Source organism: Cellulosimicrobium sp. BMG9.22 (genome assembly GCF_059159975.1).
Genome location: NZ_JBZGBY010000004.1, coordinates 143,336 through 166,294, shown reverse-complemented (window position 1 = coordinate 166,294; position 22,959 = coordinate 143,336). Strand labels below are relative to the sequence as shown.

22 protein-coding genes and 2 riboswitches are annotated in these 22,959 nt (G+C 75.2%); of the genes, 14 read left to right on the top strand and 8 right to left on the bottom strand.

All coding sequences use genetic code 11. The features are described from left to right. Window positions 1-88: 88 nt before the first annotated feature. Entirely contained in the window at window positions 89-724 is a 636-nt protein-coding gene (locus tag AC4H2H_RS04950; protein WP_494369703.1) for a GNAT family N-acetyltransferase, read from the bottom strand. Window positions 725-765: 41 nt separating this feature from the next. On the opposite strand from AC4H2H_RS04950, the gene AC4H2H_RS04945 reads away from it, so the two are divergent. Beyond that, a complete protein-coding gene (locus tag AC4H2H_RS04945) occupies window positions 766-939 on the top strand; it encodes a CsbD family protein (RefSeq protein ID WP_494369702.1) in 174 nt (57 codons plus the stop codon). A gap of 93 nt (window positions 940-1,032) precedes the next feature. On the opposite strand, the gene AC4H2H_RS04940 is transcribed toward AC4H2H_RS04945, so the two are convergent. The 3 genes from AC4H2H_RS04940 to AC4H2H_RS04930 form a co-directional block, all read right to left on the bottom strand. After that, window positions 1,033-1,680, bottom strand: a complete 648-nt coding sequence (locus tag AC4H2H_RS04940) for a GNAT family N-acetyltransferase (RefSeq protein WP_494369701.1) — start codon at window positions 1,678-1,680, stop codon at window positions 1,033-1,035. A 100-nt stretch (window positions 1,681-1,780) separates the two neighbouring features. After that, window positions 1,781-3,229, bottom strand: coding sequence for an aminotransferase class V-fold PLP-dependent enzyme (locus tag AC4H2H_RS04935; RefSeq protein WP_494369700.1), 1,449 nt, complete (start codon window positions 3,227-3,229; stop codon window positions 1,781-1,783). A 35-nt stretch (window positions 3,230-3,264) separates the two neighbouring features. Next, window positions 3,265-3,380, bottom strand: a riboswitch (SAM riboswitch). 45 nt (window positions 3,381-3,425) lie between these two features. Continuing rightward, the gene (locus tag AC4H2H_RS04930; protein WP_494369699.1) at window positions 3,426-4,037 is read right to left on the bottom strand and encodes a hypothetical protein; all 612 of its coding nucleotides are present in this window, start codon (window positions 4,035-4,037) and stop codon (window positions 3,426-3,428) included. Window positions 4,038-4,172: 135 nt separating this feature from the next. Next, window positions 4,173-4,278: riboswitch (SAM riboswitch) on the top strand. Between the two features lie 7 nt (window positions 4,279-4,285). Between AC4H2H_RS04930 and AC4H2H_RS04925 the strand changes: the two genes are divergently transcribed. The 4 genes from AC4H2H_RS04925 (at window position 4,286) to AC4H2H_RS04910 (ending at window position 7,794) form a co-directional block, all read left to right on the top strand. After that, complete coding sequence (locus tag AC4H2H_RS04925) at window positions 4,286-4,819, top strand: rhodanese-like domain-containing protein (protein ID WP_494369698.1); 534 nt, start codon at window positions 4,286-4,288, stop codon at window positions 4,817-4,819. Beyond that, complete coding sequence (locus AC4H2H_RS04920; protein ID WP_494369697.1) at window positions 4,816-6,072, top strand: O-succinylhomoserine sulfhydrylase; 1,257 nt, start codon at window positions 4,816-4,818, stop codon at window positions 6,070-6,072. The genes AC4H2H_RS04925 and AC4H2H_RS04920 overlap by 4 nt, the downstream gene beginning before the upstream one ends. Window positions 6,073-6,216: 144 nt before the next feature. Continuing rightward, the gene (locus AC4H2H_RS04915) at window positions 6,217-6,924 is read left to right on the top strand and encodes a DUF6226 family protein (protein ID WP_494369696.1); all 708 of its coding nucleotides are present in this window, start codon (window positions 6,217-6,219) and stop codon (window positions 6,922-6,924) included. Between the two features lie 147 nt (window positions 6,925-7,071). Then, window positions 7,072-7,794, top strand: a complete 723-nt coding sequence (locus tag AC4H2H_RS04910; protein ID WP_494369695.1) for a class I SAM-dependent methyltransferase — start codon at window positions 7,072-7,074, stop codon at window positions 7,792-7,794. Here AC4H2H_RS04910 and AC4H2H_RS04905 read toward each other — a convergent pair. Then, window positions 7,783-8,325 (bottom strand): hypothetical protein, encoded by a 543-nt coding sequence (locus tag AC4H2H_RS04905; RefSeq protein WP_494369694.1) that lies wholly within the window; start codon window positions 8,323-8,325, stop codon window positions 7,783-7,785. The genes AC4H2H_RS04910 and AC4H2H_RS04905 overlap by 12 nt on opposite strands. Next, window positions 8,316-8,687 carry a hypothetical protein gene (locus AC4H2H_RS04900; RefSeq protein ID WP_494369693.1) on the bottom strand — a complete coding sequence of 124 codons (372 nt, stop codon included), beginning with the start codon at window positions 8,685-8,687 and terminating at the stop codon, window positions 8,316-8,318. Before AC4H2H_RS04900 ends, AC4H2H_RS04905 begins: the two co-directional genes overlap by 10 nt. 136 nt (window positions 8,688-8,823) lie before the next feature. Here AC4H2H_RS04900 and recC point away from each other — a divergent pair, with 136 nt between their 5' ends. From recC to AC4H2H_RS04885, 3 genes are read left to right on the top strand one after another with little or no spacing between them, the layout of a single operon-like run. Continuing rightward, window positions 8,824-12,303 carry an exodeoxyribonuclease V subunit gamma gene (gene recC / locus AC4H2H_RS04895; RefSeq protein ID WP_494369767.1) on the top strand — a complete coding sequence of 1,160 codons (3,480 nt, stop codon included), beginning with the start codon at window positions 8,824-8,826 and terminating at the stop codon, window positions 12,301-12,303. Next, window positions 12,300-15,866, top strand: coding sequence for a UvrD-helicase domain-containing protein (locus AC4H2H_RS04890; RefSeq protein ID WP_494369692.1), 3,567 nt, complete (start codon window positions 12,300-12,302; stop codon window positions 15,864-15,866). Before recC ends, AC4H2H_RS04890 begins: the two co-directional genes overlap by 4 nt. Next, on the top strand, window positions 15,863-17,971 hold the full coding sequence (locus AC4H2H_RS04885; RefSeq protein ID WP_494369691.1) for an AAA family ATPase: 2,109 nt from the start codon (window positions 15,863-15,865) through the stop codon (window positions 17,969-17,971). Before AC4H2H_RS04890 ends, AC4H2H_RS04885 begins: the two co-directional genes overlap by 4 nt. On the opposite strand, the gene AC4H2H_RS04880 is transcribed toward AC4H2H_RS04885, so the two are convergent. Next, window positions 17,940-18,296, bottom strand: a complete 357-nt coding sequence (locus AC4H2H_RS04880) for a hypothetical protein (RefSeq protein ID WP_494369690.1) — start codon at window positions 18,294-18,296, stop codon at window positions 17,940-17,942. The two genes, AC4H2H_RS04885 and AC4H2H_RS04880, sit on opposite strands and share 32 nt — an antisense overlap. Before the next feature lie 154 nt (window positions 18,297-18,450). Here AC4H2H_RS04880 and AC4H2H_RS04875 point away from each other — a divergent pair, with 154 nt between their 5' ends. From AC4H2H_RS04875 to AC4H2H_RS04850, 6 genes are all read left to right on the top strand, one after another. Then, window positions 18,451-19,518: an LLM class flavin-dependent oxidoreductase gene (locus AC4H2H_RS04875; protein ID WP_494369689.1), complete on the top strand. Its 1,068-nt coding sequence runs from the start codon at window positions 18,451-18,453 to the stop codon at window positions 19,516-19,518. A gap of 113 nt (window positions 19,519-19,631) precedes the next feature. Next, window positions 19,632-20,126 (top strand): DUF7832 domain-containing protein, encoded by a 495-nt coding sequence (locus tag AC4H2H_RS04870; protein WP_494369688.1) that lies wholly within the window; start codon window positions 19,632-19,634, stop codon window positions 20,124-20,126. A 100-nt stretch (window positions 20,127-20,226) separates the two neighbouring features. After that, the gene (locus tag AC4H2H_RS04865) at window positions 20,227-20,469 is read left to right on the top strand and encodes a type II toxin-antitoxin system Phd/YefM family antitoxin (protein WP_494369687.1); all 243 of its coding nucleotides are present in this window, start codon (window positions 20,227-20,229) and stop codon (window positions 20,467-20,469) included. Further along, window positions 20,466-20,852 (top strand): type II toxin-antitoxin system VapC family toxin, encoded by a 387-nt coding sequence (locus tag AC4H2H_RS04860; protein ID WP_494369686.1) that lies wholly within the window; start codon window positions 20,466-20,468, stop codon window positions 20,850-20,852. Before AC4H2H_RS04865 ends, AC4H2H_RS04860 begins: the two co-directional genes overlap by 4 nt. A 1-nt stretch (window position 20,853) precedes the next feature. Continuing rightward, a complete protein-coding gene (locus AC4H2H_RS04855) occupies window positions 20,854-21,708 on the top strand; it encodes an MBL fold metallo-hydrolase (RefSeq protein ID WP_494369685.1) in 855 nt (284 codons plus the stop codon). A 29-nt stretch (window positions 21,709-21,737) separates the two neighbouring features. Continuing rightward, a complete protein-coding gene (locus AC4H2H_RS04850; protein WP_494369684.1) occupies window positions 21,738-22,622 on the top strand; it encodes an LLM class flavin-dependent oxidoreductase in 885 nt (294 codons plus the stop codon). A 2-nt stretch (window positions 22,623-22,624) separates the two neighbouring features. Here the strand turns inward: AC4H2H_RS04850 and AC4H2H_RS04845 are convergent, their stop codons facing one another. Next, window positions 22,625-22,903: a hypothetical protein gene (locus AC4H2H_RS04845; RefSeq protein ID WP_494369683.1), complete on the bottom strand. Its 279-nt coding sequence runs from the start codon at window positions 22,901-22,903 to the stop codon at window positions 22,625-22,627. Window positions 22,904-22,959 lie beyond the last annotated feature (56 nt).

Sequence of the window (22,959 nt, the reverse complement as noted above, 5' to 3'; positions counted from 1 at the left end):
ACCACGAGGTTGACGCCGTTCTCCGGCGGACGACGACGTCAACCTCGTGATCGACGCCGCGCAGGCTCGTTCTCGGCGAGCCGACCCGTCAGGCCAGGCGGGCCAGGAGGCCGTCGGCGACGGTCGGCCACTCGTCGACCAGGACCGAGAAGTACGCGGTGTCCTGGCGCGACCCGTCGGGCGCGACGCGGTGGCTGCGGAGCACGCCCTCGGGCACGGCGCCGAGCCGCGTGATGGCGGCGATCGACCGACTGTTGCGCGCGTCGGCCCGCAGCGCGACGCGCGCGACGCCGAGCTCCTCGAACGCGTGCCGCAGGAGCAGGTACTTGCACGCCGGGTTCGTGACCCCGCCCCACCACTCGCGCGCGTAGAAGGTCGACCCGAGCTCGACGCGTCCCTGGGACCGGACCCACTCGTAGAGCGACGTCGTGCCACGGACCGAGGCCGCGCCGTCGGGCACGGTGCCGGACCCGACGACCGCGAACGCGAGCCGACCCGGCGCAGCGACCGCGTCGCGGACGTACGCCGTCATCGCCTCCGTGCCGCGCGGCGTCGGGCTCGACATGCCTGCCCAGATGCCGTCGTCGACGATCGCGTCGAGTGCGGGGGCGTGGTGCTCGGCGAGCGGTTCGAGCCGGACGCCGAAGCCTTCGAGGGTGGTGTCGTGCAGCACGGAGACATCCCACCACACGGCGCTCGTCGTCCCCGCGTGCGAGTCGCGCACGCCGTGCCTACGGTCGCAGGACCGGACGAAAGGAGGACCCCATGGGTCTCGGAGACAAGATCGAGCACGCTGCCGAAGAGGCGAAGGGCAAGGTCAAGGAAGGTGCCGGCAAGGCGAAGGACGACCCGGGCCTGGAAGCCGAAGGCAAGGGCGAGCAGGCGAAGGCCAACGTCAAGCAGGCGGGCGACGACGTCAAGGACGCGTTCGACAAGTAGTCCTGCCGCAACACGTTCGCGAGGGCTCCGCTCCGGCGGGGCCCTCGCGGCGTGTCCGGGCGCAGGCGGTCGGATCCGCGGACGACCGGCCGGTCACGACGCGGCGAGCGGGATCCTCTCGGGTGGGCTCGCCGTGGCCAGCACGGGCACGACGCGCGGCGTGGTGATCCGCGTCAGGAGTCCCACCTCCACGGTCGGCCACTCCGGCGCGAGGACCGAGAACATGACGGAGTCGGCACGCGTGCCGTCGGGGGCGGTGCGGTGGCCGCGCATCACGCCCTCCTCGTACGCGCCGAGCCGGCGCATGGCGCCCAGCGAGCGCTCGTTGCGCGTGTCGACACGGAACCCGACGCGGTGCACGTCCCAGGTCTCGAACGCGTGCCGCAGGAGCAGCCACTTGGTCACGAGGTTGACGAGGCTCCCCCACGTCGAGCGCGCGTAGAACGTGCGGCCGACCTCGACCCGGCGGTCCACGAGCGACAGGTCGCGGAAGGCGGTGCTGCCGAGGATCGCGCCCGGCGTCCCGTCGGCGCCGAGGGTGCGCACGACGAAGCCCGTCAGGTCGGGTGCCGAACGCGTCGCAGCGACCAGCTCGGCCATCCCCGCGACCCCGTAGGGCATGGGGACGCTCATGCCTGACCACATCGCCTCGTCGACGAGGCCGGCCAGTGTCTCAGCGTGCTCCAGGGCGAGCGGTTCCAGCCGGAATCCGTGGCCCGTGAGGACGACGTCGTGCAGCACAGCGCATATCAGAGCACACGCGGACGACGCCGCCAAGAGGGTTCGGCGACGTGGTGGACAACGCTCGTCGACGGCTCGGTGAACTCAGGACCGAGACCTGTCAGACGGCGGGGCCACAGCCTGCGGCGTCGGCGAGGAAGCCCGCCGCGGCGGTCGCGAAGAGACCCTCGAGACCCGAGCCGGCGGGGACCGGACGCGGGTCGTCGGCGACGGTCCAGCAGCCGTCGACGACCTCGTACCGCGTCGCCGGTCCCTGCTCGACGTAGGCCCGCACGGCCTCGACGAGGCGGACGACGTCCGCACCCGTCGTCCCGACACCCACCGACGCGCGGATCGCGCCGGCGTCGTACCCGAGACGCGCCAGGAGCGGGTGCGCGCAGAACCGGCCGTCGCGCACGCCGATGCCGTGCTCGGCTGACAGGTACGCGGCGACGAGGCCCGGGTCGTGGCCCTCGACGGAGAACGTCACGACGCCCACCGGGTCGACGGCGTCGTCCCACACGCGGACGACGCGCACCCCGGGGAGCGCCTCCAGCCCGGCGACGAGCGCCGCGCGCAGCGTCGCCTCGTGCACATGGAGCTCGGCCGGGTCGAGCGCCGCGAGCGCGTCGCACGCCGCCGCGAGCGCGACCGCGCCCACGACGTTGGGCGACCCGGCCTCGTGGCGGGCGGGCGCCGTCTGCCACACCGTCTCCGTCACGCCGACCTGGCGCACCGCGCCGCCCCCGGCGAGGTACGGCGTGCCCGCGTCGAGCCAGTCCCGACGACCGACGAGCGCCCCCGACCCGAACGGCGCGTAGGTCTTGTGGCCGGAGAAGGCGACGTAGTCGACGCCCGAGGCCGCGAGGGAGAACCCGCGGTGCGGGACGAGCTGGGCGCCGTCGAGCACGACGCGCGCCCCGGCGTCGTGCGCGGCCCGCACGACCTCCGCGACGGGCAGCGACTCGCCAGTCACGTTCGACGCACCGGTCACGGCGACCAGGGCGTACGGGAAGCGTGCGAGCTCGGTGCGCAGGCCGGACAGCGTCTCCGCGACGGACGACCCGCCCGCGAGGACCGTCGCGCCGCCCGTGCGCTGCCACGGCAGGAGGTTCGCGTGGTGCTCGACGTCGAGGACCAGGACGCGACCGGGCGTCCCGTCCGCGTTCGCGGGCACGCAGCCCGCGAGCAGGTTGAGCGAGTCGGTCGTGTTGCGCGTGACGACCGTGACGTCGTCCTCGCGCGCGCCGACGAAAGCGCCGACCGTGCGGCGCGAGGCCTCGTAGAGCGCCGTCGAGACCTGCGACAGGTAGCCCGCGCCGCGGTGCACGCTCGCGTAGAGCGGCAGGACCTCGGTGACCCGGTCGGCGACTGCGCGCAGCGCCGGCGCCGAGGCCGCGACGTCGAGGTTCGCGTACGGGACGCTGCGGCCGTCGACGAGCGGGACGAGCGTGTCCGCGCCGACGACGGGCAGCAGTGCGGGGACGTCGCCGAGCGCCGCGAGGTCGGGCGCCTCGGCGCGATCCGGTGCGGCGTCCGTCGGACACGAGACGTCGGCGAGAGCAGTCATGGCACGGTCCTCCGAGGGCAGTCCGGGGAGGGTGCTCCCCGCGCTTGCCGCGCGCCGGTCGGCGTGCGGCCTGGTCGTCACCCGGGGCACCCCGCCGCGAGAGGAGGGTTGCCGGCCAGCAAACCGGGGTTTCACGCTGGCACTCATGACCTGTGTCCCAGGATGTGCGCGCGGCACGGGACGTGTCAACCGGTGGTCAGGGCGTCTCGGATGGCGGGACGCAGTGCACGTACGGCAGGTCGGTGCGCCACCCGCTCTCGTCGACCTCGAACGACTCGAGCACCTCGCCCGTCCCCGCGTCGAGCACGACGACGGAGTTCGCGGGCCACTCCGCCGGGTCGCCCGGCGGGGTGGTCGGCGGGCGCTGGAGCCGCGCGCCGTCCGTGTACGCCTCGACGACGGCGCCCGTCCGCGTGCTCACGAGGACGACCGCGGGGTGGGCGTCGGCGTAGGAGTCACACTCCTCGCCGTGGCCGTCACCGCTCCACCAGCCCTCGTAGCCCCCGACGGTGAGCTCGGACAGGTCGACCGACTCGCCCGTGTGCAGGTCAGAGAACTCCGGTTCGCCGGGCGGGAGCGGGACGAGTGCCTGGCCGTCGGGGCGGACCACGGCGCCCTCGGGCGGGACCGAGACGACCGGCGGCCGCTCTCCCGACCCACGAGGGGCGTCGTCCCCGACGACGTGCACCTCGGCCACGTTATGCGGCGCGTCCTCCGCGTCGGGCGCCGTCCACAGCAGGACGACGCCTGCCACGACCACGCCGCCGACCACGACCGCGCTCACCGCGCGGCGCCGCCCGACCTTCATCGTCTCCCCCTGCCCGCCGGGGCCCTCTCCCGACCGCGGCCACGCTAGCGCGGCCGGTCCGCCGTCGGCCATACCGCCGCACCGCTCACCGAGACGGGCGTTCCGCGCGTCGGACGTGTGGCGTAACATCCCGAGCAACCATCCGGAGCGGCCGAGTGACGTGGCACGTCGACGCCGCAGCAACCCCCCGGTCCGTCGCGAGACGGCCGGGCGAGGGTGCTACTGCCACGATCGATGGAGGAGGACGCATGAGCGACCAGTCCCAGCCCACGTCGGCACGTGCCTCGGCGCTGCCCGACGCCCGACCCGCCGCCGGGTACGCCGGCGACATCACCCCCGAGCAGGCGTGGGACCTGCTGCTCACGGACGAGCGCGCGGTGCTCGTCGACGTCCGCACGGAGGGCGAGTGGCGCACCATCGGCGTGCCCGACGCCGCGGCGCTGGGCCGCGAGGTCCTGTTCGACGAGTGGGTCACGCCCGCCGGGCCCAACCCGCGGTTCCTCGACCAGCTCGTCGACGCGGGCCTGCAGCCCGGCGACGAGCGCCCCGTCGTGTTCCTGTGTCGCTCGGGCCAGCGCTCGATCGGCGCCGCGCGCGCGGCCACGGCGGTGGGACTCGGTCCGTCGTACAACGTGCTCGAGGGCTTCGAGGGGGCACAGGGCTTCTCGGGCCTGCGGGACGTCGAGGGCTGGAAGGTCCGTGGACTGCCGACGACGTCGTACCCGCCCGCCACCGAGGGCTCGACCGGCTCGGCCACCGCAGACGGCGAGGGCGCACGATGAGCGCGGGGGCCGGCGTCGGGCGGGGCGTCCCCGGGGGCTCCGGGCGCAAGCCGCTGCCCGCGAACGCCCGCGCCGCGACGCTCGCGGTGCGCGGTGGCCACCACCGCACCGAGTTCCAGGAGACCTCCGAGGCGCTGTTCCTCACGCAGGGGTACACGTACGACCGCGCGTCCGACGCGGAGGCCGCGTTCAAGGGCGAGCTCGACCGGTTCGTCTACTCGCGCTACGGCAACCCGACGGTGCGCGCGTTCGAGGAGCGCCTGCGCCTCCTCGAGGGCGCGGAGGCGTGCTACGCGACGGCGTCGGGCATGTCGGCGGTGTTCACCTCGCTGGCGGCGCTGGTGCAGTCCGGCTCGCGCATCGTCGCGGCGCGCGCGCTGTTCGGGTCGAGCGTCGTCATCTTCGACGAGATCTTCGCCAAGTGGGGCGTGCGGACGGACTACGTCGACGGGCACGTGCTCTCGCAGTGGGAGGAGGCGCTGTCCACGCCCGCGGACGTCGTGTTCTTCGAGACGCCGTCCAACCCCATGCAGGACATCGTCGACGCACGGCGCGTGAGCGAGCTGGCCCACGCCGCCGGCGCCGTCGTCGTGCTGGACAACGTGTTCGCGACCCCGCTGCTGCAGAAGCCGCTCGAGCTCGGCGCGGACGTCGTCGTGTACTCGGCGACCAAGCACATCGACGGCCAGGGCCGCGTGCTCGGCGGGGCGATCCTCGGGACCGAGGAGTACATCGGCGGGCCGGTGCAGACGTTCATCCGCAACACCGGCCCGACGCTCTCGGCCTTCAACGCGTGGGTGCTGCTCAAGGGCCTGGAGACGCTGCCCGTCCGCGTCGCCGCGCAGAACGCGAACGCGGAGCGCGTTGCCGAGGCGCTGGAGCAGCTGCCCGGCGTCGGACGGGTGCGCTACCCGTTCCTCGCGTCGCACCCGCAGCGAGAGCTCGCGATGTCGCAGCAGACCGGCGGCGGGACGGTCGTGACGTTCGACCTCGCGGTCCCGGAGGGCACCGACGCCGAGACGGCGAAGAAGCGCGCCTTCACGTTCCTCGACGCGCTCCAGGTCGTCGACATCTCCAACAACCTCGGCGACGCGAAGTCCATGGTCACCCACCCGGCGACCACGACGCACCGCAAGCTCGGGCCGGAGGGTCGGGCCGCCGTCGGGATCGCAGAGACGACCGTGCGCCTGTCGGTGGGCCTCGAGGACCCGCTCGACCTGATCGAGGACGTCGAGCAGGCGCTGAACGCCTGACCGTTCGAGTTGTCAGCACCTCGACGCGCCCGAGCGCGACCATCTGCTGACAACTCGCGGCGCACTCACGTTGTCAGCGCCTCGCAGCGGCATGATGCGGCCATCTGCTGACAACTCGTCGGCCGGTCGCCCTAGCCTGACGGCATGACCGCCTACGTCCGCCCGCAGATCCCGCGTCAGGTCTTCCACGACGATGCCGGGAACCCGTTCGAGTACGGCGAACGCTGGGCGCAGCTCGACGGGCCGCCGGAGGACACGTACTCCGTCGACTCCCACCCGGAGCGGTTCGCGCCGCTCGTCGACGTCGCGGACGCGCTCGTCCGGCACCTCGTGGCGACGTACGCCGTCGCGGTCGAGGACGTCGACCTGCGGGGCCTCGACCTGTCGTCGCACTCCCCTGCCGATCCCGCGCACCCCGTGCTCGCGGGAGTCCGCAACGTCGATCCCGGTGACGTACGCGCGGTGCGCGTGACGCCGCTGTCGGACGACGCCGCCCCGGTCACCCTCGTCGTCACCGGCTACCCGAGCGTCGTCGTACGCGCCGGCGTGCTGCACGAGGACGCGTTCCCCTCGTGCGGGTGCGACGCGTGCGACGACACCGCGACCGGCGCGGCCGAGCGGCTCGAGGATCTCGTCCTCGGTGTCGCTGCGGGCCGGTTCTCGGAGTCCGTGCGCCGCGCGCTGCCCGACCTGCGCGAATCATGGGTCGGGCACATGCTCGACCTTTCCGACGGCGGATACACCAGCGGCGAGAGACGCAGCCGGCTGCCGCGCGCCATCCGGCACCCGGCGCGGCGACGGCTCGCCGCCCTCCCGGACGGCCGCTGGCAGCCGTGGACCCTCGCTGACTGACGGGAACTCGTCGAACATGTGGTTGTGGCTAGTCCCGACGTCAGGTCAAGCCCCAACCGCATGCTCGGCGTGCGCCATGCGCATGTTCGTCGCCTGTGCTCCGGGAAAGACGTGGAACCTCGGGCGCGTGCTGCCTACGGTCGGCGGGTGCCCGACGCGATCTTCGACGACCCCCGCCTCGCCGCCCTGTACGACCCGCTCGACCCGGACCGCAGCGACCTCGACGTGTACGCCGCGATCGTGGACGAGCTCGGCGCGCGCAGCGTGCTCGACGTCGGGTGCGGCACCGGGACGTTCGCGTGCCTGCTCGCGCCGCGCGGGATCGACGTGGTCGGTGTCGACCCGGCGGGCGCGTCGCTCGACGTCGCGCGCACCAAGCCCGGCGCGGACCGCGTGCGCTGGCTGCACGGCGACGCGACGACGCTGCCCCCGCTCCAGGTCGACCTCGCGACGATGACGGCGAACGTCGCGCAGGTCTTCCTCACCGACGAGGCGTGGACCGCGACCCTGCGCGGCGTGCACACGGCGCTCGTCCCCGGAGGGCGGCTGGTGCTCGAGACGCGCGTGCCCGCGCGTCGGGCGTGGGAGGGCTGGACGCGCGAGGCGACGTTCGTCCGCGTGGACGTGCCCGACGTCGGTCCGGTCGAGTCCTGGACCGACGTCACCGACGTGTCGCTCCCGTTCGTGTCCTTCCACACCACGACCGTCCTGCCCGACGGCACGGCGCTGCACTCCGACTCGACGCTGCGGTTCCGCGAGCGGGATGAGGTCGAGGCGTCGCTCGCGGCGTGCGGGTTCGAGGTCGAGGACGTCCGCGACGCGCCCGACCGGCCCGGGCGTGAGTGGGTGTTCGTCGCCTCAGCCGGATGACGAGCGACGAGCACGCCACCACGCGATTCCTCGGGACCCCGCACCCTCGCCTCCTCGTGTCGTCGAAGGGACGACGTCGTCGGACCGCCCGCCATGCTCGTCCACGTAATCACGGACGGCAGCCAGCTCGGCGGGAAGCAGGAAAAAGCCCAGCGACGTGCCGGTGTCGTTGACGTCCCAGAGCATCCGCCACTCCGCCTCATAGCCGGTCCCGCAGATCGTGAACGGCGCGACGGCGAGCGCCAGCCCGACCTGGTGGTCGTCACGCGGGTCGAGCACGACCGAGATGCCCGGTTCCCGCCCCCGGCGTCGGGCGCGTGGACCCTGCTGGGCGTACCGGATCTCGTCCAGGCCCCGCACCGCGTCGACCACGTCCGGCGGCCACGGCTCGTCCGAGTACACGTCGATCTGAAGGGTCGTGATCCGGTCCCGCAGGACCAGCAGCGCACCCCGGCACAGCGCACTGACCGTCTCCGGGCTCGCGCCGTCGACGGCCGTGTACCAGGCACCGGCTGGTGGCCTCACTGCCACGTCGCGTCCTCTCGGAGCCGGTCTGCTGTCGGCAAGCACCGCGGCTCGGGTTCGACCCACCATGACATCTCCACGGAGCGCAGCCGTCCGTCCTCCACCCAGAGCTCGGCGATCCCTACCACGTCCTCGCCATCGACGACCGAGAGAGTCGCGACCGGTCCGCCGCCGTGCGGAGGGAGGAGCGCGACGCCGTCGGGCACGTGCAGCGTGAAGCAGAGGTCCTCGCCCGCGTGGGAGCGACCCGCGTACGACGCAAGGGCCGCCTGGCCCCGCGCCGTGGCGGCGCCGTCCCACCCACCGGCGCACATACGCTCGAGCACTGCCCGCTCCGCGGGACGAAGTGCACGCAGCGCCTCGACCATCCGGCGATGCTAGTCGTCCGTCGCTCGACTGTGGACGGCGTTTCGCCCGTGTCGGACGCACCTCGTAGCCTCCTCGTAGCGCACGGCCGACCGGTCGGCGCCCGTTCCTGGTCGATGGGGGTCCTCGTTGCTGCACGTGCACCGGTCCGAGCGCGCGGAGGCGCTCGTCGCGCCGCTCGCCGCCGTGCTCGCCGAGGCGCCGGAGGATCCGTTCACGCCCGACATCGTCGCGGTCCCCATGCGCGGTGTGGAGCGGTGGCTCGCGCAGCGCCTCTCGCACCATCTGGGGGCTGACGGCGGTGCGTCGGGGATCTGCGCGAACGTCGACTTCCGCGGTCCGCGCCGCGTCGTCGAGCAGGTCGTCGCCGACGTCACGGGTGTGGACCCCGACGACGACCCATGGCGGCCCGAGCGCCTCGCCTGGTTCGTTCTGGAGGTGCTCGACGCGCACCTCGGCGAACGGTGGGCCGCGCCGCTCGCGCGCTACGTGGGAGAACCCGGCGACGAGGTGCGCCGGGGACGCCGGCTGACGCTCGCGCGTCGGCTCGCGGACCTGCTCGTCGACTACGCGCGGCAGCGGCCCGAGGTCGTGCTCGCATGGTCCGCTCCGTCCGCCGCGGCGGACGCCACGCAGCGAGGGTCCGCGCCCGACGACCTCGCGTGGCAGCCCGAGCTGTGGCGGCTGCTGGTCGAGCGCGTGCCGGGTGCCGATCCGGCACGACGGGTCGCCGAGGCCGTGGCCGCGCTACGCGCGGACCCCGCGGTCGTGGATCTCCCACCCCGGTTGTCCGTGTTCGGGCCGACGCGCCTCCCCGAGGACGAGTTGCGCGTCCTGCGCGCGCTCGCCGAGCACCGCGACGTGCACCTGTGGCTCGTGCACCCGTCGCCGGCCCTGTGGGAGACGGTGGCCGCGTACGACGGCGGCGCCTCCGCGCGCGGTGACCTCACCGACGACGCGGACGGCGTCCGGCGCGCCGACCTGCCCACGTTCGCGCGCCACCCGTTCCTCGCGTCCACCGCTCGCGACTCGGTGGAGCTGCAGCTGCGCCTCGCCGGCGCGGCGGAGGTCCGCCACGAGGCCCCGGCGCCCCCGCCGACGCTGCTGGGAGCCCTGCAGTCCGCGCTGCGGACCGACTCGCCCGACGGCGCGCACGAGCTGGACCCCGGCGACCGGTCCGTCCAGGTGCTCGCGTGCCACGGCCGGGCGCGGCAGGTCGAGGTGCTGCGGGAGACGCTCGTCGGCCTGTTCTCCGCGGACCCCACGCTCGAGGCCAGGGACGTCATCGTGCTGTGCCCGGACGTCGAGACGTTCGCCCCGCTCGTCACGGCGACGTTCGGCGCGGTCCCCGAGCTCGGCGACGACGCGCACCCCGGGCAGCGGCTGCGCGTCAGCCTCGCCGACCGTGGCGCGGGTTCGACGAACCCCGTCCTGGCCCTGCTCGCGACGCTGCTGCGCCTCGCCGACGGCCGCGTCACCGCGTCCGAGGTGCTCGACCTCGCGGCGAGCGCCCCGGTGCGCCGTCGGTTCCGCTTCTCGGACGACGACGTGGACCGGCTCCGGCAGTGGGCCGTCGAGGCGGGCGTGCACTGGGGCGATGACGGTTCGCGCCGGACCCGGTTCGGCATCGACGCCCACGTGCGCCAGGGCACGTGGGACGCCGCGCTCGACCGCATCCTGCTCGGCGCGGCGATGGCCGACGAGGACGCGCGGTTCGTCGGGCCGGCGCTGCCTCTGGACGACGTCGGGTCCACGGACGTCGACCTCGCGGGCCGGCTCGCGGAGCTCGTCGCCCGGCTCACGGAGGTGCTGCGCGCCCTCGACGGGACGCACCCGCTCGCGCACTGGCTCGACACGCTCGACCGCGCGCTGACGCTGCTCGCCGAGGCGCCGCCCACGGAGGCGTGGCAGATCGGCTCGGCGCGACGCATCCTCGGAGACGTCCGCGCGGCGGGCTCGGCGCACGGCGGGGTCGCGCTGCGGCTCGCGGACGTGCGCGCCCTGCTCGACGACCGGCTCGCGGGCCGTCCGACGCGCGCCGGGTTCCGCACGGGTGCCCTCACGGTGTGCTCGCTCGAGCCCATGCGCTCGGTCCCGCACCGGGTCGTGTGCCTCCTCGGCATGGACGACGGCGTGTTCCCCCGGACGGCGGCGCCCGCGGGCGACGACCTGCTCGCCCGCCACCCCGAGATCGGTGAGCGCGACGCGCGCAGCGAGGACCGGCAGATCTTCCTCGACGCCGTCGCCGCGGCCGGCGACCACCTCGTCGTCGTGCACACGGGCGCCGACGAGCGCACCGGTGCCGCCCGGCCCCCGGCGGTCCCGGTCGCGGAGCTGCTCGACGCGCTCGAGCGCGTGGCAAGCACGCCGGACGGGCGGGCGGTGCGGGAGCACGTCGTCGTGCGCCACCCGCTGCAGACCGTGGACGAGCGCAACTTCACGCCGGGTGCTCTCGGTGTCCCCGGGGCGTTCAGCCACGACGGCGCGGCGTTCGACGGGGCGCGGGCCGCGCGCGGCGAGCGTCACCGCGTCGGCACGCTCGTCGCCGCACCGCTCGCCGTACCGGACGCCGCCCGCGCCGCGACGGGCAGCGCGCGGACGGAGGAGCCGACGGGCGAGGCGACCTCGACAGCCCTGGACGACCGCCGCGACGTCGAGCTCGACGACCTGGTCCGTCTGCTCGAGAACGCGCCGCGCTGGTTCGCGCAGCACACGCTCGACGTCGGGCTCGTCCTGGACGAGGAGGACGTGGAGGACCGCCTCCCGCTCGCGCTCACCGGCCTCGCGGGCTGGGGCGTGGGCGACCGCGTGCTGCGCGCCGCGCTGGCCGGCGTCGACCCGGGCCGCGCGATGCAGGCCGAGTGGCGGCGCGGCCAGGTCCCGCCGCGCGAGCTCGGCCGCTCCGCGCTGCAGGAGGTGATCCGGTCCGTCGGGCCGCTGCGCGTCGTCGCCGTGGAGGCCGCTCGCGAGGCCGACACGGCCGCGGGGCGTGCCGTGAGCGCTGACGTGCTGAGCTCCGCCGAGACGGTCGACGTGCGAGCTGTGCTCCCCGACGGCCGCACCGTCGTCGGGACCGTGCCCGGCGTGCACGGCGCACGCGTCGTGCGCACGGAGTACTCGCGGCTCGGGCCCAAGCATCGGCTCCGCGGCTGGGTGCAGGCCCTCGCGCTCACGGTCGGCGACCCCGACCGGCCGTGGGACGCCGTCGCGGTCGGGCGCTCGCCCCGCGGTCCGGGCGTCGCCTGGTCGACGCTCACGCCGCCGTCGCCCGACGCGGCCCGGACGATCCTGGCGGACCTCGTCGCGCTGCGCGACGAGGCGGCCCGTGAGCCGCTCCCCCTGCTCCCGGAGGTCTCCCTGCGCTACGCCGAGGAGCGGCGCACCACCGACGCGCGCGACGCCCTGATGCGCGCCGGGTGGGCGTGGAACAAGGGCTTCGAGCGCAAGGACCCGTACGTCGTCCTCGCCTGGGGCCGAGACCTGGCGCTGGAGGACCTCAAGGGCCACGCCACCACGGCCGACCTCGGCCGCTTCCCCGACGACCCGTCCCGGTTCGGCACGCTCGCGCGCCGCGTGTGGGAACCCCTGCTGGAGAACGAGCTGCGAGGTGCCCGATGAGCGGCCCGACGTCCACGCACCCGGCAGGGGCCGTGCCGTCGACGGCGCCCGGCGCGTCGACCCCGGGCGGTCGCGGCCCGGGCGAGAAGACGGCGCCGCGTCGGTTCGACCCGTTCGGCGACCTCCCGACCGGGACGGTCGTGCTCGAGGCGAGCGCCGGCACGGGCAAGACGCACACCATCGCGACGCTGACGACGCGGTACGTCGCCGAAGGGGTCGCCGCACTACCGGAGATCATGCTCGTCACGTTCGGCCGGGCGGCGACGTCCGAGCTGCGCGACCGGGTCCGGGGCCGGCTCGTCACGGCCGAGCGCGCGCTGCGCGGACCCGCCCCGGCGGACGACCCCGACCCCCTCGTCGCGTTCCTCGCCGCCGTGGACGACGACGAGCTCGACCGCCGGCGCGAGCGGCTGCGGGTCGCGCTGTCCCAGCTCGACGCCGCGACCATCACGACGACGCACGGCTTCTGCCAGCAGATGCTCACGGCGCTCGGCACGGCCGCCGACGTCGATCTCGCGACCAGCTTCCTGCCCGACGTCGCGGACCTCGTCGAGGAGGTCACCGACGACCTGTACGTCCGACTCTTCGCCGACCAGTCCGAGCCGATCCTCTCGCCGAGGGACGTGCGCGACGTCGCGCGCGCCGCGGTGAGCGACCACGGCGCGGTCGTCGCGCCGTCGGACGCCGCCGAGGGGTCCGTGGCCGCGGCGCGGTACGAGGTGGCGGTCGCGGCGCGCCGCGAGGTGGCGGCGCGCAAGCGCGCGATGCACCTGCTCGACTACGACGACCTGCTCGTCCTCCTGCGCCAAGCCCTCACCGACCCGGAGCACGGCGAGACGGCGGCGCAGCGGGTCCGGTCGCGGTTCCGGGTCGTCATGGTCGACGAGTTCCAGGACACCGACCCCGAGCAGTGGGAGATCCTGCGCACGGCGTTCCACGGTCACCGCACGCTCGTCCTCATCGGCGACCCCAAGCAGGCGATCTACGCGTTCCGCGGCGCCGACGTCGTGACGTACCTGCGCGCGGTGGAGGACTCCGAGGACACCGCGACCCTCAGCACGAGCTGGCGCAGCGACGCCCCGCTGCTCGCCGGGCTGCACGCGCTCCTGGGCGAGACGGCGCTCGGCGACCCGCGCATCGTCGTGCGCCCGGTGGACGCGGCGAACCCCGAGGCGCGGCTCGCGGGCGGCGCCCCGGTCCGGCTGCGCCAGGTCACGCGGCGCGCGTACCGGCTCGGCGGCTCGTCCGCGCCCTCGGCGCCCGACGCGCGGGCGCTGCTCGCGAAGGACGTCGCCGCCGACGTCGCGGGCCGGCTGGGGACGGCGACCGGCGGGGACCGCGTGCGCGAGGACGTGCACGGGAAGGCGCGCTGGCGCGGGCTCGAGCCGCGGGACGTCGCCGTGCTCACCCGCACGAACGCCCAGGCGGAGGCGGTCCGGTCCGCGCTCGTCGCGCTCGAGGTCCCGGCGGTCGTGTCCGGACCGTCGAGCGTGTTCGGCTCGGCGGCCGCGCAGGACTGGCTCACGCTCCTCGCGGCGCTGGAGCAGCCGGGCCTGCACCGCCGCGCGACCGCGCTCGCGCTCACGCCGTTCGTCGGCTGGGACGCGCAGCGCCTCGCGACCGCCGACGACGCCGACCACGACGAGCTGGGCGACACGGTCCGCGCGTGGGCGCGGCTCCTCGCGGACCGCGGCGTGGCGGCGGTGGCCGAGGTCGCGGCACGGCGCGGGGCCACCGCTCGCGTCATGGCACGGGCCGACGGCGAGCGCTACCTCACCGACCTGCGGCACGTCACCCAGGCGCTGCACGAGGCGGCCGCGACCGAGGGCCTCGGCACGGCCGCGCTCACGGCCTGGCTGCGCGCGCGCATCGCCGAGGTGGGCAGCGTGTTCACCGACGAGCGGACACGGCGCCTGGAGACGGATGCCGCGGCCGTGCAGGTCGTCACCGTGCACGGAGCCAAGGGCCTGGAGTTCGGCGTCGTGTACGTGCCGTTCGGCTGGGAGCGGTTCGAGCCCGACGACCAGGAGCTGTTCGCGTTCCACGACGACCACGGCCGTCGCGTGCTGCACCTCGGCGGCGTCGGGTCCCCCGGGTTCGTGGACGCGCGGGCGCGCTCGCGCGACGAGGAGCTCGGCGAGGACCTGCGGCTCCTCTACGTCGCGCTGACGCGTGCGCGCCACCAGGTGGTCGTGCACTGGACCCCGACCAAGCGCAGCACCGGGTCCGGGCCCCTGACCCGGCTGCTGCTCGCCGACCGGATGCTCGGCGGGGAACCCGGACGCCACGCCCGGCCCGACGCGATGCGCGACGACGCCGTCCGGTCCGCGTTCGAGGCCGTCGCCGCGCGCTCAGGCGGGACCGTCGTCGTCGAGCAGGTCGACGCCAGGCCGAAGGGGGAACGCTGGACCCCGGGCTCGCGGAGCGTGACCGACCTCGCGCTCGCGGCCGCCATCCATCTGCCCGACCGTGAGTGGCGCCGCGCGTCATACTCCGCGCTCACCGCGGCCGCGCACCACGGGCCGGTCGACGGGGTCGAGAGCGAGCCCGAGGACCCGGGGATCCAGGACGAGCCGGAGGAGACGGCCGGGACGGAGGAGTCCGGCACCGCGGACGCCGTCGCCGGGCCGTCGGCCACGCCCGCCACCCGGCCCGGTGCGGACGTGCCCTCCCCGTACGAGGGGCAGCCGGGCGGCACCGCGTTCGGCACCCTGGTCCACGAGATCCTCGAGTACGTCGACACGGCGGCGGACGACCTCGACGCCGAGGTGCGGGCGCGCTGCGCCCAGGCGGCGACCGTCCGGGTCCCGGGCGTGGAACCCGTCGCGCTCGCCGCGGCGCTCGGCCTGTCCCTGCGCACCCCGCTCGGGCCGATCGCCGGCGGGCTCGCGCTCGCCGACGTCCACCCGCGCGACCGCCTGCCCGAGCTCGAGTTCGAGCTCCCGCTCGCCGGAGGTGACGAGACCACGGGCGTCCGCCCGTCGACGCTGCGCGACCTCGCGGGCGTCCTGCGCGCCCACCTGCCCGCCGACGACGCGTTCGCGCGCTACCCCGACCTGCTCGCCGCGCTCGCCGACGAGTCCGACGCGGGCCGGGCGGCCGGCTCGCCGACCGACGGGGTGCCGCTGCGCGGCTATCTCACGGGCTCGATCGACGCGGTCCTGCGGGTGCCTGCCACGGGTCTGGACGGCCGCCCCGACCCCGCGGGCCGCCGTCGGTACCTCGTGGTCGACTACAAGACGAACCGGGTCGGCCCGCCCGGCCTGCCGCTGGCGGTCGGGGACTACCACCCCGAGGCGACGCGCGACGCGATGCTCGCGTCGCACTACCCGCTGCAGCTCGTGCTGTACCTCGTCGCGCTGCACCGGTACCTGCGCTGGCGCGTGCCCGGCTACGACCCCGACCGCGACCTCGCGGGCGGCGCGTACCTGTTCGTGCGCGGCATGGCCGGGCCGGACACGCCCGTCGGGCCCGACGGCGCCCCCTACGGCGTCGTCGCCTGGTCGCCCCCGCCGGGACTCGTCGTCGCCCTTTCCGCCCTGCTCGACGGAGGTCGCGCATGACCGCCACCGCCGCCACCACAGCCGACCCGGTCCCGACGCCCGTGGACGAGGGCGACCCTCGCCTCGCCGTCGGCGTCCCCGCGTGGCTCGCCGCGTTCAACGCGGCGCGCGTCGTCTCCGCGACCGACCTGCGGGTCGCGCTGCGCCTCGGGCGGCTCACGGGCGAGCAGGACGAGCGCGTCCTGCTCGCCGTGGCTCTGGCTGTGCGCGCCGTGCGCAGCGGGTCGGTGTGCGTCGAGCTCGACGACCTCGGCGTGCTGCGTCTCCCGGAGGACGAGGAGGCCGCACGCGCGGACGCCGAGGGCCTGCCCTGGCCCGAGGCCGTGGAGTGGGCGGGCGCCGTCGCGGCGAGCCCGCTCGTCGCGAGCGGGGTCGACGGTCCCGGCGACCGGCCTGCGCGCTGGGTGGGCGGGATGCTCTACCTCGACCGGTACTGGCGCGACGAGCTCGCGGTGCGCCACGACGTCGACGGCCGGCTCGCGTCCCCCGACCTGCCCGTGGACGGCGCACGGCTCGACGCCGCGCTCTCGCGCCTCTTCCCGTCCGAGCGCGACGCACGTCAGCGCCTCGCCGCCGCGCACGCCGTGCACCGCCCGTTCACCGTCCTCACGGGCGGGCCGGGAACGGGCAAGACGACGACCGTCGCCCGCCTGCTCGCGGTCCTGCACGACGCCGTCGGACCGGGGAACGCCCCCGATCCGGACCGCGGCGCGGCACCGGGCCTGCGCGTCGCGCTCGCCGCCCCGACGGGGAAGGCCGCCGCCCGCCTGCAGGAGGCGGTGCGCGACGTCGTCGCGGGGTTCGACGACCCGGCCGACCGCGCGCGCGTCGGCACGCCCGTCGCGACCACGCTCCACCGGCTGCTCGGCTACAAGCCGGGCAGCAGCACACGGTTCCGGCACGACGCGCAGCACCACCTGCCGCACGACGTCGTCGTGGTGGACGAGACGTCGATGGTCGCCCTGCCGCTCATGGCCCGCCTGCTGGAGGCGCTGCGTCCCGACGCCCGGCTCGTGCTCGTCGGAGACCCGGACCAGCTCGCGTCCGTCGAGGCCGGCGCGGTGCTCGGTGACCTCGTGCACCGCGCGCCCGTCACCGAGGCGAGCGAGGCGGCCCGCGCCGCGGCCGAGGCGGTGCTCGCCGACCGCCCGGGGTACGAGGCCGGGACCGGTGACGCGGCCCGGACGCACGACGAGGCCCGGACGGGCGGCGCGGGCGCGGCAGGGGACGGCGAGCCGGGTTCCGGCGAGCTCGACGACCGGTCCGCGCTGGGCAACGGTGTCGTCCGGCTGCGCGAGGTCCACCGCCAGGCCGGGGACTCCGAGATCCTGCCGCTCGCCGCGGCGATCCGTGCGGGGGATGCCGCGCGCGTGCTCGAGGTGCTGCGCGCCGGGCACGCGTCGGTGGAGTTCTTCGAGTGCCCCGACGACGAGCCGGACCAGACCGCGCTCGCAGCGATCCGCCGCGACGCCGTCGAGGCGGGGAGCAGGCTCGTCGCGGCCGCCCGCGACGGTGACGCCACGGGCGCGCTCGCCGCGCTGGCCCAGCACCGCGTCATGGTCGCGCACCGGCGCGGGCCGGCGGGCCGGGGTCGCTGGGCGGCCCAGGTCGAGGCGTGGGTCGAGGAGGCGACCGGGCACCACGCGACGGACTCGCCGTGGGTGGCGGGCCGCCCGCTGCTCGTCACGACGAACGACGCCGAGGTCGGGCTCTACAACGGCGACACGGGCGTGCTCGTCGCGGACGCCGGCGGCGCGGGGGTGGTCGCCGTGTTCGGCGACCCGCGCGCCCCGCTCCGCGTCCGGACCCACCGCCTGCCGCCCGTGGAGACGGTGCACGCGATGACGGTGCATCGCGCGCAGGGCAGCCAGTTCGAGCGCGTCACGCTGATCCTGCCGCCCGCGACGTCACCGCTGCTCACGCGCGAGCTGCTGTACACCGCCGTGACGCGCGCGCAAGGGACGGTGCGCGTGGTGGGCAGCGAGGACGCGGTGCGGACCGCCGTCGGGAACCCGGTGGCGAGGGCGAGCGGCCTGCGCGAGCCGCTCGGTGCCGGCCGAGGTGCCGGCCCCCTCACTCGAAGCCCGGGTACTCCCACGGCGTGACGTCGAACAGCGCTCGCGTCGCCGGCTCGCCCCGGAACAGCTCGCCCACCACGTGGCGGTGCAGCACCTCCGCGCCGTCACGCGTGTAGGCCGAGCTGAACAGCCCGCCGGGCTCCACGCGCGTCGAGTACATGAGCGGGATGCGGCCCTCGGACCGGTCGTACCCCACCCATCGCGTGTAGACCGACCAGCCGCCGACGACGTCGAGCCCGACGACGGACCGGTCGTCGGCGTGCAGCTCGTGCCACGTGCGTTCGTCGATCGGCACGCCGTCGAAGTCGAAGTACAGCACCACGTCGGCGTGGAAGTTGATCTCCTCGTCCACACCCCGCTCCCCTCGCCCCAGGGTCTACCGGCGCGTCACGTCGCCGCCACGCACCGGCCTCTTCCCGTGACGATGCACCGCCCGGCCGCTCGGCGCCATCCGAGACACCCCGGTGTCGGAATAGTCGGGCCGGAGACCGGGGTTGTCGCCTGTGATGAGCACCCTGCCCGACGCCGCGGCGTCCCCCCGCCTGTCCGTCCTCGACCTCGTGCCCGTGCGGTCGGGCCAGTCCACCGCCCAGGCCGTGCGGGCCTCGCTCGACCTCGTCCGCCTCGCGGACCGACTCGGGTTCGAGCGCTACTGGTTCGCCGAGCACCACAACATGCCCGCGGTCGCCGCGTCGACACCGCCCGTCATGATCGCCGCCGCCGCGTCCGTGACCGACCGCATCCGCGTCGGGTCGGGCGGAGTGATGCTGCCCAACCACGCGCCGCTCGTCGTCGCCGAGCAGTTCGCCGCGCTCGAGGCGATCGCGCCGGGACGGATCGACCTCGGCCTCGGCCGGGCACCCGGCTCGGACCCGGTCGTGACTCAGCTCCTGCGCATCACAGGGCCGACGGCCGACGTCGACCGTTTCCCCCAGCACGTGACCGACATCCTCGCGCTCATGAGCCCCCAGGGCGCGACGCTGCGCCTCACGAGCGGCCAGGTCTACGACGTGCACGCGACGCCCGCGGCGGACGGCGCACCGACGACGTGGCTGCTCGGCTCGAGCGACTACTCCGCGCGCCTCGCGGCAGAGCTGGGGCTGCCGTACGTGTTCGCCAACCACTTCTCGGGCCAGGGCATCGACGAGATCCTCGCGCTCTACCGCGAGGGGTACCGCCCCAGCGAGGCGTTCCCCGAGCCGCGCACGTTCCTCACGCTCAACGCCGTCGTCGCCGAGACGGACGAGGAGGCGCGCGCCCTCGCGCTGCCCCAGGCACGCATGATGGCTCGCCTGCGCATGGGCCAGCCGCTCACGGCCCTCGAGACCGTCGAGGAGGCGCAGGCCGCGCCGCTCGGCGGGACGGCCGGAGAGATGGTCGACGACAGCGTCCGCCGCTGGGCCGTCGGCACGCCCGACGCCGCGGCGGCAGAGGTCCGTCGGCTCGCCGAGCGCCACGGCGTCGACGAGGTGATGATCGTCCCCGTCGCCGCGTCGCGCGAGGACGAGCCGCTCGACGCGACGCCGGGCCGCGCCCGCACGCTCGAGCTCCTCGCGGGTGCGCTGGCCGCCTGACCGTCGCTCCGCCGAGCACGACGTTGCTGTCGCCAACAGCGTCGTTGCGACGGCGACGTCGTGCTCGACGCGGGGCGACGTCGTGGTCGGCGGGAGGCGGTAGCGTCGCGGCCATGACCACGAAGTACGACGACGCGTCCTGGCACTCCGACGGCGAGGGGTACCCGCCCGAAGCGGGTCCGGAGGCCGGTGCGACGCACATCGGGATGTTCCTCGCGTGGGCGCTGCTCGCCGGCCACGCGTCCGACGAGCTCGCCGACGACGCCGCGGACGAGATCGCCGCGCTGCGCGAGCGCGCGACGACGCCCGGCGCGTTCGTCGTGGAGCAGTGCGACGGCAAGCTCGTCGACCAGGACCTCGACGACGTCGCCGCTGCGTTCGCGACCGCGTACTACGCGGGCGGCGACGACGACACCGCCGAGGACGACGGCGGCCTCTACCTCGAGGACTACGTCGACGCCCTGAGCCCCGACGACGGTGAGCCCGAGGACGTCTATCGCGTCCCGGACACGTGGGAGACGTACGACCTCGTCGGGCCGCTCATCGCGGCCCGGTTCGCGCAGTGGGAGGACGAGGGTCGACCGGCGGTCCTGCGGCACCGCACCTGACGCGACGCCGCTTCCCCGCGACCCTTCCCTGCCCGGACCAGAGGGACTAGCCTCGCTTAGTCCACTTGGTCCAGGCCGATCTCGTCCGCGCGGAGGCATCGTGAAGACCGTCAACGTCCATGAGGCCAAGACCCACCTGTCGCGCCTGCTCGCCGAGGTCGAGGCGGGCGAGGAGATCGTCATCGCCCGCGCGGGGAAGCCGGTCGCCCGACTCACCGCCGCGACGTCCGGTCCCCGACCGCGGCGCCGCCTCGGCATCCTCGCCGGCCGCACGACGATCCCACCCGACTTCGACACCTGGGCGCAGGAAGAGATCATCGCGATGTTCGAGGGCTCCGAGTGACGATCCTTCTGGACACACACCTGTTGCTCCGGGCGTTGTACGAGCCTCAACACCTGCCAAGCGGCGCCCTGGACGAGCTCGGCGACCCGGAGAGCGACGTCTGGTTCAGCGCGGTGAACATCTGGGAGATCGCCATCAAGACCTCGCTCGGCAGACCGGATTTCACCGTGGACCCGATCGAGGCGCGGAAGGCTGCCCTCGACATCGGCTTCGTCGAGCTGGCCGTCGACGGGATCGCCGCCGCCGCCGTGAGAGCACTCCCCCACATCCACGGCGATCCTTTCGACCGGCTGCTCGTCGCCCAGGCCCTGACGACGGGGCACACTCTCGTCACCCACGACGGTGTTCTCGCTCGGTACCCCGGCCCCATCCAGGTCGTGTGACATGACCACCCCGACACCCGTCACCCGGTGCGCGTCCGTGCTGCGCGCGGACAACCCCGGTCCCATGACGCTCGACGGCACGCGGTCGTACGTGCTGCGCGCGCCCGGCTCGGAGACGTGCGTCGTCGTGGACCCCGGCCCGGACGACGCGGCGCACCTCGACGCGCTCGCCGCCGCCGGACCGATCGAGCTCGTCCTCGTCACCCACCGCCACGCCGACCACACCGCAGGCTCCCCCGGGCTGCGCGAACGCACCGGCGCGCCCGTCCGCGGCGTCGACCCGGCGCACTGCCACGGCGCTGCACCGCTGCACGACGGCGAGACAGTCCACGCGTCCGGGCTGCGGATCGACGTCCTCGCCACGCCCGGGCACACCGCGGACTCCGTGTGCCTCGTGCTGCCCGACGACGGCGCGGTCGCGACGGTGCTCACCGGGGACACGGTCCTCGGGACCGGGACGACGGTCATCGCGGCTCCGGACGGGTCGCTCGGTGCGTACCTCGCGAGCCTTGACGCGATCGAGGCCGTCGCCGCTCGGGCCCCCGGACCGACGACCGGGCTCCCCGGCCACGGGCCGGTGGTCGACGACCTCGCCGCGCGGGTCCGCGCGTACCGCGAGCACCGTCTCGAGCGTCTGGGCCAGGTCCGTGCGGCGCTCTCGGCGCTCGGGCTGACGCCGGACGCGCCGTCCGCGGTGGAGCGGGTCGTCGAGCACGTCTACGCCGACGTCGACCCGTCCGTCCTGGGCGCGGCGCGGCAGTCGGTCGCGGCCCAGCTCGCGTTCCTGGCCCGTGCCGACGGCGTCGCCGCGCGCCCACGACGCGGGACGTCTCGGCCGCCGCACACCGCCCGCTGAGTGTCGGTGGCCCGCGACACGATGGGTGCATGACGACACCACGACTCGACACCCGGCTCGGCATCGCGTTCGTCCCCGCCCATCCGCCGGAGAGCCTGCGGCGGCTCGCCGTGACCGCCGAGGAGGCCGGTCTCGACGACCTCTGGGTGTGGGAGGACTGCTTCAAGCAGAGCGGCCTCGCCTCGGCGGCCGCGGCGCTGGCGTGGACGGACCGCCTGCGCGTCGGCCTCGGCCTCATGCCGGCACCCCTGCGCAGCACGGCGATCACCGCGATGGAGGTCGCGACGCTCGCGCGCATGTTCCCGGGAAGATTCGTGCCCGGCGTCGGGCACGGCGTCCAGTACTGGATGGGTCAGGCGGGGGTCCAGGTCGACTCACCCCTGACGTTGCTGCGCGAGCACGCCACGGCGCTGCGGCGCCTGCTCGCGGGCGAGGAGGTCACGACGTCCGGCCGGTACGTGTCGCTCGACGGCGTGCGGCTCGACTGGCCTCCCACCGAGCCCGTCCCGCTGTGGCTGGGCGGCGTCGGGCCGCGGTCGCTCGCCCTGGCGGGCGAGCTGGGCGACGGGCTGATCCTCGCGAACGCGCTCACGTCGGACGACGTGCGGGCCGCGGCCGAGGCGGCGCGCGACGGCGGTGCGGGGACCGGGTTCGACGTGCAGGCCACGCTCATCGCCGCGACCGGCCCGGGTGCGCAGGAACGCCTGGACCGCGAGGTGCCCCTGTGGGGCAAGGAGCCAGGCCAGGGAATCGGCGCGGCGGGCGACGCCGCGACCATCGCCGACGCGGTCCGGGCGCTCGTCGCCGCGGGCGCGACCGCCGTCGCGGTCCAGCCGACGGCCGACGAACCGGACCTCGACGGGTTCGTCCGTTTCCTCGGGAGCCAGGTGCGACCGCTGGTCGCCGCGGGGTGACCTCAGCGCGTGGCGCGACGCCGCTCGCGCAGCTCGTGCACGAGCACCGCGACGGCGCTCAGGAGCGCGACGGCGGCCACGGCGAGACCGAGCCGGAGAGGAGCGGAGTACAGGTCGCCCACCTCTGCGACCGGTAGCCCCCAGTCGGACGCGGTCTCGCGTGCCTCACCCGCAAGAGCCCCGACACGGCCGGGCACGCGCGAGGCGACCGCCGTCGCCCACGCCAGGAGCTCCGACAAGAACGCGCCGACCGAGTAGGCACCGGAGGCGAGAGGGATCACGCCGGACACTCTATCCAGAACGGACACCGCCGCCCAGCCCGGCGGCGCCTCTCCGG

Excerpts from the sequence above, each read along its gene's own strand:
- AC4H2H_RS04945 (WP_494369702.1), top strand. The coding sequence starts at position 766 with ATGGGTCTCGGAGACAAGATCGAGCACGCTGCCGAAGAGGCGAAGGGC.
- AC4H2H_RS04935 (WP_494369700.1), bottom strand. The coding sequence starts at position 3,229 with ATGACTGCTCTCGCCGACGTCTCGTGTCCGACGGACGCCGCACCGGAT.
- AC4H2H_RS04930 (WP_494369699.1), bottom strand. The coding sequence starts at position 4,037 with ATGAAGGTCGGGCGGCGCCGCGCGGTGAGCGCGGTCGTGGTCGGCGGC.
- AC4H2H_RS04925 (WP_494369698.1), top strand. The coding sequence starts at position 4,286 with ATGAGCGACCAGTCCCAGCCCACGTCGGCACGTGCCTCGGCGCTGCCC.
- AC4H2H_RS04920 (WP_494369697.1), top strand. The coding sequence starts at position 4,816 with ATGAGCGCGGGGGCCGGCGTCGGGCGGGGCGTCCCCGGGGGCTCCGGG.
- AC4H2H_RS04915 (WP_494369696.1), top strand. The coding sequence starts at position 6,217 with ATGACCGCCTACGTCCGCCCGCAGATCCCGCGTCAGGTCTTCCACGAC.
- AC4H2H_RS04900 (WP_494369693.1), bottom strand. The coding sequence starts at position 8,687 with ATGGTCGAGGCGCTGCGTGCACTTCGTCCCGCGGAGCGGGCAGTGCTC.
- AC4H2H_RS04890 (WP_494369692.1), top strand. The coding sequence starts at position 12,300 with ATGAGCGGCCCGACGTCCACGCACCCGGCAGGGGCCGTGCCGTCGACG.
- AC4H2H_RS04885 (WP_494369691.1), top strand. The coding sequence starts at position 15,863 with ATGACCGCCACCGCCGCCACCACAGCCGACCCGGTCCCGACGCCCGTG.
- AC4H2H_RS04875 (WP_494369689.1), top strand. The coding sequence starts at position 18,451 with ATGAGCACCCTGCCCGACGCCGCGGCGTCCCCCCGCCTGTCCGTCCTC.
- AC4H2H_RS04870 (WP_494369688.1), top strand. The coding sequence starts at position 19,632 with ATGACCACGAAGTACGACGACGCGTCCTGGCACTCCGACGGCGAGGGG.
- AC4H2H_RS04855 (WP_494369685.1), top strand. The coding sequence starts at position 20,854 with ATGACCACCCCGACACCCGTCACCCGGTGCGCGTCCGTGCTGCGCGCG.
- AC4H2H_RS04850 (WP_494369684.1), top strand. The coding sequence starts at position 21,738 with ATGACGACACCACGACTCGACACCCGGCTCGGCATCGCGTTCGTCCCC.